Genomic DNA, 14,779 nt, shown 5'->3' with positions numbered 1-14,779 from the left:
CGGGCCATACGATCGAGGGATGGCACAGGGAGATACGGCACCGCGGGTCACGGTCGAACGAGACGGCCATCTGCTCCTTCTCGGGCTGAACCGGCCGGACAAGCGCAATGCCGCGGACTTCCGGATGCTGCAGGAGCTGGCGGCCGCATACGGTGAGCTCGACCGGGATCCGGCACTGCGGGTCGGTGTGGTCTTCGCCCACGGCGACCACTTCACGGCGGGCCTCGATCTCGCGGACATCGGCGAGCACGTGGGGCCGGATGGGATCGCGTTCCTGCCCGACGGTGGTCTCGACCCGTGGCAGGTCGCCGGTACGCCGGTGCGGAAGCCGGTCGTGCTCGCGGTGCAGGGGATCTGCTTCACGCTCGGCATCGAGCTGGCGCTCGCCAGCGACGTCGTGGTCGCCGCGGACACCGCCCGATTCGCACAGCTCGAGGTCGCGCGGGGAATCCTGCCGTTCGGCGGCGCCACGCTCCGCTTCCCGCGCGTCGCCGGCTGGGGTGCGGCGATGCGCTGGATGCTCACCGGTGAGGAGTTCGACGCCGCCGAGGCGAAGCGCCTGCGCATCGTGACGGAGGTGGTGCCGCACGGCACGCAGCTTCGGCGCGCCACCGAGCTGGCGGAGAGGATCGCCGCGCAGGCGCCGCTCGCCGTGCAGGCGACGCTGGCGAATGCGCGGCTCGCGCGCGCAGCGGGAGATCCGGCGGCCGCCGCCGAGCTGCAGCCGGCGCTCATGCGGCTGCTCGGGAGCGAAGACGCGCGGATCGGCATGCAGGCCTTCCTCGAGCGCAAGCCCGCCGAGTTCCGGGGCCGCTGACCAGGGCGCGGGTCAGCCGAGGAGGGCGGAGTAGACCTCCGAGAGACGGTCGGCGGACTCACTCCAGGTGTGGCCTTCGGCGTGCCGGCGGGCGGATGCCCGCAGGCGCGCCAGCCGGTCCCGATCCGCGAGCAGGGCCGCGAGCACCTGCGCCCACCGGCCGGGGTCCCGGCCGTCGAGCAGGATGCCGGAGCGCCCGTCGGCGACCGAGTCCAGGAGACCCGTGGAGCGGGATGCGACCACGGGCGTGCCGCAGGCCGCCGACTCCAGTGCGACGAGCCCGAACGTCTCTGAGTGCGAGGGCACGAGGGTGAGCGTCGCAGCGGCGAGGAGGCGGGCGAGCTGCGGCTGCGGCAGCGCACCGACCACGTGCACGTCGGCGGCGACGCGGAGCTGCTCGGCCAGCCGCAGCAGCTCTCGCAGGTACTCGTCGTCACCGGGTGTCGGCTCGCCGGCCAGCACCAGCACCGGTCGTTCGCGCAGGCCGGCCAGCATCCCCAGCGCCCGCACGACGAGCTCGTGCCCCTTGAGCGACTGGATCCGCCCCGCCATGGCGAGAACCGGCCGCTCCTCCGGCAGTCGCAGTCCCGCTCGCACCTCCGCCTTGGCCTCGTCGCCGAGTGGCCGGAACACGTCCGTGTCCACTCCGGGCGGCACGACCCACGTGCGGTCGGCACGCGCGCCGAGGTCGTCGAGCACCGCGACGGCCTCTGCCCTCGATCCGGCTACCACGGCGCTCGCCTGATTGGCGAGGAATCGCTCGGAGCGGCCGCGCAGCTGCGGCTCCGGCTCGACGCCCGGACCGGCGAACCGGTTCTTCATCGCGGCGAGCGTGTGGAAGCTCTGCACGAACGGCAGCCCGAGCTCGAGCGCCACCGGGAGCGTGGCGATGCCGCTCAGCCAGTAGTGCGCGTGGATCAGGTCGTAGCCGACATTCCGGCGGCCGGCCAGCTCCGCGACCGCCTCCCCGAACGCGTCGGCCGCCTCGGGCAGCCGCGACTTCGGCAGCCCGGCGCCCGCCGGGAGTGCGCGGAGGGTGAGCCCGGGACGCAGCTCCACCGCCCGGTCGGGGCCTACGGCGGCCCCGGTCAGCAGCTCCACCTCGAACCCCCGCTCGACCAGCGCCTTCGCTGTCTCGAGCAGCACCACGTTCATGCCGCCGGCGTCGCCGGTGCCCGGCTGCGCGGCGGGCGACGTGTGCATCGACACCAGGGCGATGCGTGCGGGCCCTGCCATGGGCCAACTGTATTGGCCAGGAGTATCGTGCGGACATGGCGACGCCGCAGCGATACCGGCCGGTGCCCTTCCAGCGCACGGCCGCCCGGATCGTCGCGGCCGGGCGACGGGTCCCGGGGGTCCGTTCGGTGCTGCTCTCCCCCGCCGTCGCGAGACCCGGCCACATGATCGCGACGGCGGGCGGGCTGCTCTGGGGCGGGTTCCTGAGCCGCTTCCGCATCCGTCGCGCCGGCCGCCTCGTCGTCTGCACCGGCCTGCCTCGCTGGGCGTTCGGTCGGGGCGGCACCACCATCGGGGCCGTCTATCTCACCCGCGACCAGGTGCGGCGCGGGGTGTTGGAGCACGAGGACGTCCACCGCAGGCAGTGGAAGCGGTACGGGCTCGCATTCCCGCTGCTCTACCTCGCGGCGGGCGCCGACCCGCGAACGAATCGCTTCGAGATCGAGGCGGGCCTCGGCCGCGGCGGCTACCGCTGAATCACGGGACCACGAGGGCGTCGATCCGGAGGTCGAAGCAGGTGTCCGGAGTCCCGCGGTAGTTGAGGTGCGTGGACACCGCCACGACGTTCGTGCCGGCGCGAAGCAGCGCCGCCGGGACGTCGAAGGTGAGCGGCGACGCCGCAGTCGTCCGGGGCGCTGCGGTGGCGTAGCTGGTGCCGGTGAGCGTTCCGGCCGGCAGATTCGCTCTGCCCACCTCGACCCCGTTGACGTACGCCACCACACCGTCGTCGGCGCGGGTGGTGATCTTCACCTGCGACACGTCGGCCGGGTCGGCGATGCTGAAGGTGTGCCGGAACTGGGTGCTGAGCGCCCGGTTGGAGGTCGGTGCCGGGGCGTCGGTGTTCGTTGCGACGCCGGCGGATCCGAATCCGAACACGGCGGGTCCGCTCCGCCACGCCGAGTCGTCGAACGCGGTGCTGCTCCAGCCGCTCGCCCAGCCCGCGCGGTCGGCGCTCCAGCGCCATATCGAGCCCGGCTGGAGCAGCACCTGCGGCTGCGGCTGCTCGTCTCCCGGGTCCTCGCCGCCCGGGTCCTCGCCGCCCGGGTCCTCGCCGCCCGGCTCCTCGCCCGGTCCCGACGACGCCACGGCGTCGACCGTGAGCCCGAACGAGACGTCGGGGGTGCCGCGGTAGTTCAGGTGCGTCGATGCGGCGACGACGTTCACCCCGTCGACCAGCAGCCCTGCGGGCACGGCGAACGTCACCGCGGCACTCGCCGCGGCGCTGCTGCGCGGGGCTGCCGTCGCGTATGTGCCTGCGGTGAGCGTGCCGGCCGGGAGCCGCGAGCGTCCGATCTCCGTGCCGTTGACGTACACCACCACGCCGTCGTCAGCGCGCGTGGTGATCGACACGTCGGAGAGGGCGGACGCGTCCGCCACGTCGAACCGGGTGCGGAACTGCGCGCTCACGCCGCGGTTCGAGGTCGGCGCCGGCACGTCGATGTTCGTCGCGACCGGCCCGCCGAAGCCGAGCAGCGCCGCACCGGTGCGCCAGGCGGAGTCGTCGAACTGCCGCGACGTCCATCCGGCCGGCCAGGCGGTCCGGTCGAAGCGCCAATGCCACGTGTTCCCCGCGCCGACGAGCCGCACATCCCGGCTCTCCGCCGCGGGGGCGGTTCGCAGCACCACCTCGCCGGCGGGGGACTGCAGCCCCGTGGGTCCCACGGCGATCACCCCGTACCGGTATCCGGTGTCCGGGGCGAGCGCGGAATCATCGAACCGGGCCGTGGGCGCGGGCACGCGCCCACGCTCGACGCCGTTCCGCATCACCCGGTATTCGGTGACCTCGGCCGGGGCCGGGTGCGTCCAGGTGAGCGACGCGGAGGTCGCCGTCGTCGTGCCGGTGACGGTGGGCGCGACCGGCGGCTCCGGCTCCTGCGGCGGCTCCTCGGTCGCCTCCTCCGTGGCGGTGAGGGTGAGATCGAACGACACGTCCGGCGTTCCGCGGTAGTTCAGGTGAGTGGACGCCGTGACGACGTTCCGGCCGTCGACCAGCAGGGACGACGGGACGGCGAAGGTCGCCGCCGGCGCCGCCGTGGTGCGCGGCGCGGCCGTGGCATAGGTCGTTGCGGACAGGGCGCCGGTCGGCAGGTTGGTGCGGCCGACCTCGGTGCCGTTCACCCACACGACGACCCCGTCATCCGCCCGGGTCGAGACCGTCACGGCGGAGAGGGCTGACGCGTCGGCGACCTGGAACTCGTGTCGGAACTGGGCGCTCCTCGGCCGGTTGGAGGTGGGCGCGGGTACGTCGATGTTCGTGGCGACCGAGGTGGTGCCGAACCCGAGTGCCGCCGAGCCGGTGCGCCACGCGCTCGCGTCGTAGGCGGGCGACGTCCAGCCGGCCGGCCACCCGGTCGAGTCGAAGCGCCACCGCCAGTCCGCCCCGCCCCGCACCAGCACCCGCTCGACGGGGCCGCCCTCGGTCATGTCGTAGTCGAGGCTGAACGAGCTGTCCGCGTCGGTCTCGAACCGGCCGAGGGTCGGCGAGTAGGTGGATGCGTCGATGCGGTCCTCGTCCGGACGGAAGGTGTAGTACCGGAGCCAGCCGTCACCGCCGTTCACCCGCGCCTGGTAGTTGCTGAGCACCTGATGCACCGGCCGTCCGCACGAGTTGGGATCGGTGCGGTGCGCCTCACCCTCGTCGCCGTCATGCCAGTGGCCGTTCACCACGAGGAAGATGCTGCAGTTGGCCGACACGAAGCGCGTCCAGACCTGCTGGGCGGTGAGCCCCTGACCGTCGGTGCGCGTGATCGTGTTCGACCGCGCTCCGCCGGTGTGGAGGAAGCCATGCGTGGAGAGGATCACCCGACGGTCCGGGTGGGCGTCGATCACCTTCTGCGCCCAGTCGAGCGCGTACTGGGGTGACTCGTACTCGAGGCTGAGGATGAGCAGCTTCAATCCGCTGACGTCGAGCAGGGAGAAGCTGTCCTTGTTGCCGCGGTCGACCGGATCCTGCCCGAAGAGGTCCTGCCCCAGGTATCCCCCGTATCGGACGGAGTCGGAGTTCCAGGATGCGGTGGCGTAGCGGGATGGCGGAAAGTACTGATCGAACGTCGGTGTCTCCCCCGTCGCGACGTTCATGTCGTGGTTGCCGGGCAGCACGGCGTTCGGCACCCCGGCGGCGTCGAGCACGGCCATGGAGTCGCTCGCCCGCTGCCACTGGGCCGTGTTCGGCCAGGATTCCACCAGATCGCCGACGTGGCTCACGAACGACACGTTGAGGTCGTCCCGGTTGTCGACGATCCAGCGGGTCTGGGCGGTGAAGGTCGCGGCGAGGGCGTCGCTCACCGAGTAGGCCTGCGTGTCGGGTACCACCACGAAGGTGAAATCCTCGCGATCGGCCGCGGCCGCCGGAGGAACGGCGAGCACGCCGGCGACGAACGCCAGGGTCGCGCCGAGCGCAACGGCGACGCGGCGGCGGGCGGGTCGAACAGGAGCCGAGGGCTGCATGGGTGCACCTTTCGCGCGCAGTGCGGCGAATCGGGATAGGTGTCATAGGCATAGCGGCTGCGGATGCACCTCGTCAAGCGGTCCGCAGAATGCGGGACATCCGTGTCCCCCCAACAGGGGGGCGCATCCGCTTGCGCCCCGCCGGTAACGTGGGCATCCTCGCAGTGGCTTCTTACCCGAGCCGCTCGAGGCTTACCCGATTCCGCCTGTAACCCGAATGCAGGATTTATGACGACGTCTCTGTCGTTCCGGCTTTCCCCCGGAACAGCGTGCCCTCCGGCACCGATCCACCCATCCAGCGCGACCACGCGCCTGCACGAGCTGCGGGCCGTCCGATGAGCGCCCCCGACGGCACCCGGCGGCGCATCAGCCGGCAGGCCATCGCCGCGGTCTCGACCGGGGCACTCGCCCTCGCCTCCATCGCCACCGCCCTCGCACTCGGCGTGGCCACACCCGAGGCGCAGCAGAAGCCGACTCCTCCGCCGGCCGCGGCCACTCCAGAGCCGCTCGACATCGAGACGCCGAAGCCCGCCCCCGTCACCGACAAGGACGAGGCCGAGGACGCCGCAGAGGTCACCGTCGCGCAGCTGGTCGACGCCACCAATCAGATCCTGCAGCGTGCTGACGGCGAGATCGCCGGCATCGAGACGATCGCCGCCGGCTTCGTGCGCGGCGAGCTCGAGGCGCTCGCAGCCGAGCGGGCTGAGGAGGGTCTCAAGCAGGTCGGCGACGCGAAGGTCGCGAGCGTCGACATCGCGAAGGCCGACCTCGAGTCCGACCCGGCGACGATGACGATCGAGGTCTGCATCGACGTGTCCGACATCGACGTCGTCGACGCCGGCGGCAACTCGCTGAAGGACTCCCTGTACAACCCGGGCCACCCCGTGCTGCACCTCTATGGCGTCGAGCACATCGACGGGGTCTGGAAGCTGACCACTCACGAAATTCCCGAAGATGCGCGCTGCGCCTGAACACAAGGACACCCCGTTGAACAACATCGCTACCGCTCCGCGCGGCACGGCGCGGCACGCCCGGCGTGCTGCGGTCTGGCTGTCGGCGACCGCTGTGCTGGGCTCACTGCTCACGTCGGTCGCACCTGCCTCCGCCGCTGACTCGCTTCCGGACGGGCTCACGTCCGCCACGGCAGCCGGTTCCTGCTGGGAGATCAAGGAGAACGACCCGTCAGCGCAGAACGGCGTCTACTGGCTGCTCACCCCCGCCCTGAAGGCACCGGAGCAGTTCTACTGCGACCAGACCACCGACGGCGGCGGCTGGGTGATGATCGCCCGCGGCCGCAACGGCTGGAAGGAGAACTACAACGGGCTCCGCTCCCCGGCCCTGCTGCGCAACACCCCCGACGGCACCGGGGCGTTCGCTCCGGCCCAGCTGCCGGCGCAGACGGTCGACGCGCTCGTCAACAACTCGCGCATCGACGCGCTTGCCGACGGCGTGCGCATCCGCCGCGCCCAGAACGCAACCGGCACGCAGTGGCAGGAGGTCCGCTTCAAGCTCGCCGACCGCGACCGCTGGGCGTGGACCTTCGCCGGCGGCCAGTACGTCGCGTCCTTCAACATCGGCGGCGCGACCGGGACGAACGGCCGCTCGAACAGCTTCGGCACCAACAACGCGTACAACCGCGTCGACACCGTCGCCACGTCGGCGAAGGGCTGGGTCGCCGGCATGGGCTACGGCTCGCAGGTGACCGGAACGAACGCGGCCACCACCTACCTGTTCTCGAACACGAACGGAGCCGGCAGCGCGCTGCCGTTCGCGCAGATGTTCGTGCGTCCGAAGCTCACGATCGCCGGAATGGACTTCGCCACCATCCCGGACAGCGGCGCCCCCGCGCAGACGCTGACCGAGATGCCGGAGAGCGACGCGCTCCGCACCGTCTGGGGCGTCTCGGGCCTCTCGACCGGCACCGACAGCGAGCTCAACACCGAGGTGCAGGCCTTCGGCCAGGTCGGCAGCCGCGTCTACGTCGGCGGCAACTTCCGCTCCGTGCAGCGCAGCGAGAACGCCACCGGCGCCGACCGGGTCGACCAGCCGTTCCTCGCCGCGTTCGACGTGAACACCGGAGAGCTCGTCACCGGCTTCCGTCCGCGGCTCAACGGGCAGGTCAAGGCGATCGTCGCCCTGCCCGACGGGCGCGTCGCGGTCGGCGGGGAGTTCACGCAGGTGAACGGCGCCGAGAAAGCCGGCTTCGTCATCCTCGACGCCGCGACCGGTGCCACCAATGGCTGGCAGGTCGACGTCGAGAACCGGTCCACCGGTGTCCCGAACCGCGTGCGCGGTCTCACCGTCAGTGGCAACTGGCTCTACGCATCCGGCTCCTTCACGCACTGGGCCCGTCCCGGCGCGACCGCCGTCGCGGCCTGGAACGGTGCGCGGATCAACCTGTCCACCGGTGCTCCCGACGGCAACTGGAACCCCACGCTGAACGGAACCGCGGTCGGCGTGGACGCGCCTGCCTCCGGTGACCGTGCCTACTTCTCCGGATACTTCAACCAGAGCAAGAGCGTCTACACCCCGAGCGCCACAGCACTGTCCACCTCAGCCGGCGCGAACGCGCTCACTCCGGTGTGGCAGCCCCGCTTCAGCAAGGCGTTCCTCGGCGCAGACGGCCGCTACACCGGCAACTTCTGGCAGTGGGATGTCGAGGAGGCCGGCGGCCGGGTGTGGCTCGGCGGCTCCGAGCACAGCCTCTTCAACTACAACCGCAGCAACTTCGAGCTGCTGAACGGCAACATCACCAACAACGGCGGTGACTTCCAGACGATCGACTCGAAGGGCAACCTGATCTACGCCGGCTGCCACTGCGGCGACTGGGTCTACTACGACTCCTACACCTGGAACAACCCGTCGACGAACGTCAGCGTCAACCGCGCGGGCGCTGGCTGGAAGCAGGTCGACAAGATGAACATCATCGGCGCGTGGAACGCGTCCACCGGTGACTACCTGCAGGAGTTCAGCCCCGTCGTCCAGATGCGTCGCGGCTTCGGCGCCTGGGCGGTGTTCGAGGACTCCACCGGCACCCTGTGGGCCGGTGGCGACTTCCGCAGCTCCGTCCGCGCCGGTGAGGTGAACCAGTGGTCCGGCGGCTTCGTCCGCTTCGCCAAGCGCGACGGCACCGCTCCGACCACCCCGGGCAGCCTCGCCGGAATCCCGGCGACCGCGTCGACCGAGACCCTGCAGTGGGGCGCGTCGACGGATGCCCGCAGCAGCGTGAGCTACGAGGTGATCCGGGAGAACAAGGTCGTCGCGACCACGACAGCCCGCACCCTCGAGGTGCCGGTCGAGTCGTCCCCCGTACGGTACTTCGTGCGGGCCGTCGACGCCGCGGGCAACCGCTCCGCGACGACCGCCGTCTACCGGGTGACGCCCCCGTCCGCCGAGGACCTCAACCTCATCCAGGCGGGATCCGACTGGAAGTGGACGTTCACCTCCGCCGCGTGGGACGCCGACTGGCGCTCCGTCGGCTACGACGACTCGTCGTGGGCGACCGGCTCCGCGGTGCTCGGCCTCGGCTCCACCGGCCTCGGCACGAACATCGGCACCGGAGCGCCCAGCCCGCGTCCGCTCTCCGCGCAGTTCCGCAGGTCCTTCACGATCGCCGATTCGAGCACCGTGACGAGCCCCGTGATCAGCGTGGTGGCGAACGACGGTGTGGTGGTCTACGTCAACGGCACCGAGATCGGCCGCCGCAACATGCCGACCGGCAACCTGACGCAGAACTCCTACGCGACGGCCGCACCCCGCACCTCCAGCGCGGTGCTGACAACCTTCGAGGTGCCAAGGTCGCTGCTGCGGAACGGCGTCAACGTGGTGTCCGCGTCGACGCACGCCAACTACCGCTCGACGCCGGACCTGTCGTTCGATCTGAGCTTCGTCGCCAAGCGCGGCGCCGCTCAGCCGGCACCGGCAGCCCCGAGCGTCACGGCGAGCGCAACCGGCGCCACGACCGCGGAGCTGACGTGGACGCAGGCCGGAGCGGCGGACGTGGTGGAGTACCGCGTCTCCCGCGATGGCTCGCAGGTCGCTGTCGTCGACGCACCCGCCACCTCGTACTCCGACAGTGGGCTCTCACCCGAGACCGCGTACACGTACTCGGTGGTGGCGGTCGGCGCCTCCGGCAAGATCTCGGCGGCCGGCACGGCATCGGTCACCACCAAGGCGCAGCCCGTCGAGCCGGAAGACCCGACCGTCGAGCTGGTCGAGGCGGGATCCGACTGGCGCTGGCGGTACGAGTCGACGGCGTGGCCGGCCGGCTGGAACGCCGCGGACTTCGACGACTCGGCATGGAAAACGGGCGCCGCGGTGCTCGGCTTCAACACCGCCGGGCTCGGCACCGACATCCTCGTCGACGCGCCGACCACCCGTCCGCTGAGCGCACAGTTCCGCGCCGCCTTCGAGGTGGCCGACCCCGCCCAGCTCGACACGGTGTCGCTCACCGTGCTGGCGAACGACGGTGTCGTGGTCTACGTCAACGGAACCGAGGTCGGCCGGCGCAACCTGCCGACCGGCAACCTGACGCAGAACTCGTACGCCACGGCAGCGCCTCGCTCCACCAGTGCGGCAGTGCCCGTGACCTTCGAGGTCCCGGTGTCGCTGCTCACCGCTGGGACGAACGTGGTCGCGGCATCCACCCATCTCAACTACCGGTCGACGCCGGACGTCACGTTCGACCTGTCGATGACCGGCACGCGGTAGGCGAGGAACACCCGAATGGAAGGTCAGGCGATGGGCGGGCACGCTTCGCGGTCGTACCGGGACGCGGTGCGTCGGCTCTCGGCTTCACAGAAGCCGGGGGCCGGCGTGCCGGCCTACCTCCGGTGGGTCAACCGCGGGCTCGGCCGGCACGCGGCGGCGCTCGCCCACCGCCTGGGCCTCACCCCGAACGCGGTGACGGCGATCAGCTTCACCGCATCCCTCCTCGGCATGGCAGTCCTGATCGGCCTGCCGGCCTGGTCCCCGGCCCCGGCGGTCGCAGCGGCCCTGCTCCTCGCGGGCTACGCCCTCGACTCCGCCGACGGGCAGCTGGCCCGACTGACCCGGAGCGGCAGCCTGCAGGGCGAATGGCTCGATCACGTGATCGACGCCATCCGGCTGCCGCTCTTCCACGTCGCGGTCGCCGCCGCACTGTTCATGCGCGACGCACCGCTGTGGTCGGTGGCGGCGGCGCTCGGCTTCGCCGTTCTCTCCTCTGCCTGGTTCTTCGCCCAGACCCTCGCCGAGAAGCTCGGCTCCCCCGAGCCCACCCACGCGACGGCGCCCGCGTGGGTCTCGTTCGCGAAGCTGCCCTACGACGTGGGCGTGCAGTACCTGGCGGTGCTCGCCTTCGGCGTGCTGCCCCTCTTCCTCACGATCTACGTGGGCATCCTCGCCGTCACCGCGCTGATCGCGGCCGCCTCGCTGCGACGGAAGTACCGCGCGCTCTCCCGCGCACACGCCGCCCGCGTCGCGACCCTCGAGGACGCGCTCCGGTGACGGCGCTCGACACGACACCGCGGCTGCGGACCGGCGCGAACCGGCCCCGGCCGGAGGCGGCACCCCTGCCCGCCTGGCCGGTGCTCGTGCTGCTCTGGGGCCTGCCGGTGTGGTGGATGGCCGGGATGCTGGCCTTCGCCACCATCGTCATGGCCGTTCCGATGCTCGCCTTCCTGCTGCGGCGAGGCCGGACCCTCCTCACGCCGGGCGCACTCCCCTGGCTCGCATTCGTCGTGTGGATGCTGCCGTGCGCCCTGATGGTCGACACGGTCGGCCGGCTGGGCGGCTTCGGCCTTCGCTTCGCCCAGTTCGCCTCCGTCGCGGTGCTGCTGGTCTACGTGCTGAACGCATCCGAGACCCTGCGCCCCAAGCGGCTGCTCTCGGGCCTCACGTTCACCTGGGTCTTCGTGATCGTCGGCGGGTACCTGGGGATGCTGTTCCCGCACACGGTGCTCACGGCGACCGTCGGCCAGCTGCTGCCGGTCGGCCTGCAGCACAACGAGTACATCGCCGACATGCTCTTCCCCGGCTTCGCGGAGATCCAGACCCCGTACGGGGCGGAAGAGCCCTTCGTCCGCCCCTCGGCGCCGTTCTCGTACACGAACGGCTGGGGCGCTGCCATGGCCATCCTCACCCCCGTCGCGGTCGCGAGCGCCTCCGCCGCCGGGACGGCCCGTGCCACCCTGTGGCTCCTCGCCGGGCTGCTGGCCGCCGTGCCACCCGCGATCGCGACCACCAACCGCGGGCTGTTCATCGGCATCCTCGTCGCCGTCGGCTATGTGCTGGTGCGGCTGGTGTTCCGCGGACGTTGGCGGCCAGCCCTTTGGGTCGGCTCGCTCGGCGCCCTGCTCTTCGTGATCCTCTGGATGTCCGGTCTCATCGACGGCATCGTCGAGCGCCAGGAGACGGTGGACACCACGGAGGGACGCGGCGGTCTCTACGCGGAGACCTTCACCAGGACCCTCGAGTCGCCGCTGCTCGGCTTCGGTGCGCCGAGGCCGTCGTTCTCGAGCGAGATCACCGCGGGCACGCAGGGCATGGTCTGGAATGCGATGTTCTGCTTCGGCTTCGTCGGGCTCGCGCTGTTCATCCTCTTCATGGCAGGTGCGGTGCTGCGCACGTGGGCGGCGCCGAACGTGACGACGCTGTGGCTGCACTCCGCGCTTGTCGCCGCCTGCGCGCTGAGCATCTTCTACGGACTCGACCGTCACATGATGACGATCTGCATCGTCGCCGGTCTGCTGCTGCGGGAGCGCTACGCCGCGTCGTCACCGTTCTGGGTCGCCGACCCGGTGCCCGAGGTGGTGCGCCGTGGATGGTGAGCGGCTCGTCCGCAGCGGGACCATCAGCCTCGCCGGAAGCGCCGTCGCCGCGCTCAGCGCGCTGGTCCTCACGGCGCTGGTCGGCAACGGCCTCGGCGCGCACGGCACCGGCGTGTTCTTCCAGGCGCTGGGCATCTTCACCATCGCGACCCAGGTGCTGAAGCTCGGCACCAACAGCGGGATCATCCGCAGCGTGTCCGAGCAGCGTGCGTTCTCCCGCTCGGGTGAGACGTGGGTCACCGTGCTCGTCGCCATCGTGCCGGTCGTCGTTCTCTCCACGGCTGCCGCGGTGCTGCTGGCGGTGTTCGCGGACCCGGTGGCCGGCTGGCTCGCCGCGCCAGGTGAACGCGCCGACCTCGCGGCGCTGCTGCGGCTGATGGCCCCCTTCCTCGTCCTGGCGGCTCTGCTCAGCGTGCTGCAGACGGTGAGCCGGATGGTGCGCGGCGTGCTGACCTTCACGATGCTGCAGAGCATCCTGCTGCCGCTCAGCCGCCTCGCGCTGGTGGGGGTCGGCGTCCTGCTGGCCTGGGATGCGTTCGGCGCGTTCACGGCGTGGATGGCTGCGGCGCCGTTCTGGCTGGTGGTCACCGCTGGCCTGCTGGTGCAGCCGCTCGTCCGCGACTGGGGTGCGCGGGCCGGCGCTTCCGAGCCGGTCGCCGCGGCGGCTCGCAGATTCTGGTCGTTCAGTGCGGCGAGGGCGGTCGGCGGGTCACTCGAGACCGCCCTGGAGTGGGCCGATGTGCTCATCGTCGCCGCGCTCCGGTCCCCCGCTGAAGCGGGCATCTACGCCGTCGCGACCCGGACGGTGCGGGCCGGGCAGATCGTCGACCGGGCGATGCGCATCGCGGTGAGCCCGACGATCTCGCGCCTGTTGGCGCGGTCGGAGGTTGCAGCCGCGCGGGATCTGCACACCAGCGTCACGCGCGGGATGATCCTCGCCACCTGGCCGTACTACCTGCTGCTCGCGACGATGGGGCCGGCGGTGCTGTTCATCTTCGGTGGCGAGTTCACCGATGGCGCAGTCGTGCTGCTCATCCTGTCCGGCGCGATGATGCTGTCTGCGGCGGCGGGGATGCTGCAGAGCATCCTGCTGCAAGGCGGCCGCAGCACCTGGCAGATGTACAACAAGGCGATCGCCCTGGCGGTGAATGTCACGCTGAATCTGCTGCTGGTGCCGGTGCTCGGCATCGCCGGTGCGGCGATCACCTGGACCGTCGGGATCCTGCTCGACACCGCGATCGCCGCGTGGCAGGTGCATCGCAAGATGGGCGTCTCGCTGCAGCCCCGGCGGCTGTTGACCGCGATGGCGGTGCCGCTCGTCGTCTTCGGCGTCGGCGGTCTCGCGCTGCGGCTGACCTTCGGAACGTCGATCGTCGCATTCGGCGCTGGGCTGCTCGTGCTGGGGGCGGTCTACGTCGCCGGTCTGTGGCTGTTCCGCCGGCCGCTCGGGTTGGAGTCGCTCTGGTCGGCGATGCGGAAGGGTGGCCCGAAGTCGGCGAAGCGGGTGGAGCCGGAGCAGCCGGTGCAGCCGGAGCTGACCTCTGTCACCTGACGCCTCTGGCTTGCGTCGATAGTCGGTACGGCGGACGGGGCAGGGACGGGGACGAGGCGGCCGGCTCCCCCGGTCGGCTTCCGAGAGCAGACGGTCGATGATCGGTCGGCTCCCCGGTCGGCTCCCGAGGGCCGTTGTCGACGTGCGGGCGGGCGCGCTCAGCCGGCTCGTCGTCGGCGTTGCAGGTCGGCGAGGGCGAGGCTTTTGGGCGGCATCGGGATGGGGGTCTGGTTGGGGTCGCGTTCCCGTGGCGGTATGAGGAAGTAGGTCGCCCGGTCGCGTTTGATGCGCCAACGGTTGTTGTGGATGAGCAGGTGGTGGTGCCGGCAGAGCAGGATCCCGTCGGCGACATCGGTTCGGCCGCCGTCGCGGGCCCATTCGTCGATGTGGTGGGCTTCGCACCAGGACGGTGGCCGGTCACAGCCCGGGAACCGGCAGCCACCGTCCCTGGCGGCCAAGGCGATCCGCTGCACCGTGGTGAACAGCCGCTGCTCGCGGCCGACGTTGAGGACCTGCCCGTCGTGGTCGAACCGGATCGGCAGAATCCCGGCTTCGCAGACGTGCCGGTCCACCGTCTGGCCGGATACCGGATCGGGGTGCCCTTCGATCCGCCCGAACCCGGTGCCCGCGCCGGTGTGGTGGTGGTCAGCACCCGCACCGCCGGCTTTCGCACCCCGCAGAGATTCCGCGGGTCGGCGGCGACCCCGAGCCGGAGGAGTTCGACGAACCCGTCGGCCTGCTGCTGCTCCGGGGTGCGCTCGTCGTCCAGGATCCGCTGCGCCCGCTCCTGCTCCACCGGGTCCACGAACCTGGGACCACCGCGCCGGGGTGAGGTGATCGCCTGGAACGTCTCCAGCACCTCAGCACCACCGGACTCCGGTGCCAGCAGGAAGTCGCCCTTGATCATCCCGTCCGACC

Annotated in this window: 10 protein-coding genes; 7 read left to right on the top strand and 3 right to left on the bottom strand. The window is 71.4% G+C overall.

From position 1 onward, the window contains the following. Nucleotides 1-19 precede the first annotated feature (19 nt). Nucleotides 20-817 (top strand): crotonase/enoyl-CoA hydratase family protein, encoded by a 798-nt coding sequence (locus tag ACFFGH_RS31850; protein ID WP_386676485.1) that lies wholly within the window; start codon nt 20-22, stop codon nt 815-817. A gap of 12 nt (nt 818-829) precedes the next feature. On the opposite strand, the gene ACFFGH_RS31845 is transcribed toward ACFFGH_RS31850, so the two are convergent. Continuing rightward, on the bottom strand, nt 830-2,053 hold the full coding sequence (locus ACFFGH_RS31845; protein WP_386676483.1) for a glycosyltransferase: 1,224 nt from the start codon (nt 2,051-2,053) through the stop codon (nt 830-832). Nucleotides 2,054-2,088: 35 nt separating this feature from the next. Between ACFFGH_RS31845 and ACFFGH_RS31840 the strand changes: the two genes are divergently transcribed. Further along, nucleotides 2,089-2,529, top strand: coding sequence for a hypothetical protein (locus ACFFGH_RS31840; RefSeq protein ID WP_386676482.1), 441 nt, complete (start codon nt 2,089-2,091; stop codon nt 2,527-2,529). Between the two features lies 1 nt (nt 2,530). On the opposite strand, the gene ACFFGH_RS31835 is transcribed toward ACFFGH_RS31840, so the two are convergent. After that, nucleotides 2,531-5,500 (bottom strand): metallophosphoesterase, encoded by a 2,970-nt coding sequence (locus ACFFGH_RS31835; RefSeq protein ID WP_386676480.1) that lies wholly within the window; start codon nt 5,498-5,500, stop codon nt 2,531-2,533. 335 nt (nt 5,501-5,835) lie between these two features. Here ACFFGH_RS31835 and ACFFGH_RS31830 point away from each other — a divergent pair, with 335 nt between their 5' ends. The 5 genes from ACFFGH_RS31830 to ACFFGH_RS31810 are packed head-to-tail and all read left to right on the top strand — an operon-like array spanning nt 5,836 to nt 13,861. Next, entirely contained in the window at nt 5,836-6,471 is a 636-nt protein-coding gene (locus ACFFGH_RS31830) for a hypothetical protein (protein WP_386676478.1), read from the top strand. A gap of 16 nt (nt 6,472-6,487) precedes the next feature. After that, complete coding sequence (locus ACFFGH_RS31825; protein ID WP_386676476.1) at nt 6,488-10,210, top strand: fibrinogen-like YCDxxxxGGGW domain-containing protein; 3,723 nt, start codon at nt 6,488-6,490, stop codon at nt 10,208-10,210. Between the two features lie 15 nt (nt 10,211-10,225). Continuing rightward, on the top strand, nt 10,226-10,987 hold the full coding sequence (locus tag ACFFGH_RS31820; protein ID WP_386676475.1) for a CDP-alcohol phosphatidyltransferase family protein: 762 nt from the start codon (nt 10,226-10,228) through the stop codon (nt 10,985-10,987). Further along, nucleotides 10,984-12,309 (top strand): O-antigen ligase family protein, encoded by a 1,326-nt coding sequence (locus ACFFGH_RS31815; RefSeq protein ID WP_386676473.1) that lies wholly within the window; start codon nt 10,984-10,986, stop codon nt 12,307-12,309. Before ACFFGH_RS31820 ends, ACFFGH_RS31815 begins: the two co-directional genes overlap by 4 nt. Beyond that, nucleotides 12,299-13,861: an oligosaccharide flippase family protein gene (locus tag ACFFGH_RS31810; RefSeq protein ID WP_386676471.1), complete on the top strand. Its 1,563-nt coding sequence runs from the start codon at nt 12,299-12,301 to the stop codon at nt 13,859-13,861. The genes ACFFGH_RS31815 and ACFFGH_RS31810 overlap by 11 nt, the downstream gene beginning before the upstream one ends. A 158-nt stretch (nt 13,862-14,019) precedes the next feature. Here the strand turns inward: ACFFGH_RS31810 and ACFFGH_RS31805 are convergent, their stop codons facing one another. Further along, nucleotides 14,020-14,433 (bottom strand): HNH endonuclease signature motif containing protein, encoded by a 414-nt coding sequence (locus tag ACFFGH_RS31805; RefSeq protein WP_386676470.1) that lies wholly within the window; start codon nt 14,431-14,433, stop codon nt 14,020-14,022. Nucleotides 14,434-14,779 lie beyond the last annotated feature (346 nt).

This window comes from Lysobacter korlensis (genome assembly GCF_042434515.1).
The sequence above is the reverse complement of the archived record's forward strand: the minus strand, read 5'-3'. Positions and strand labels throughout refer to the sequence as shown.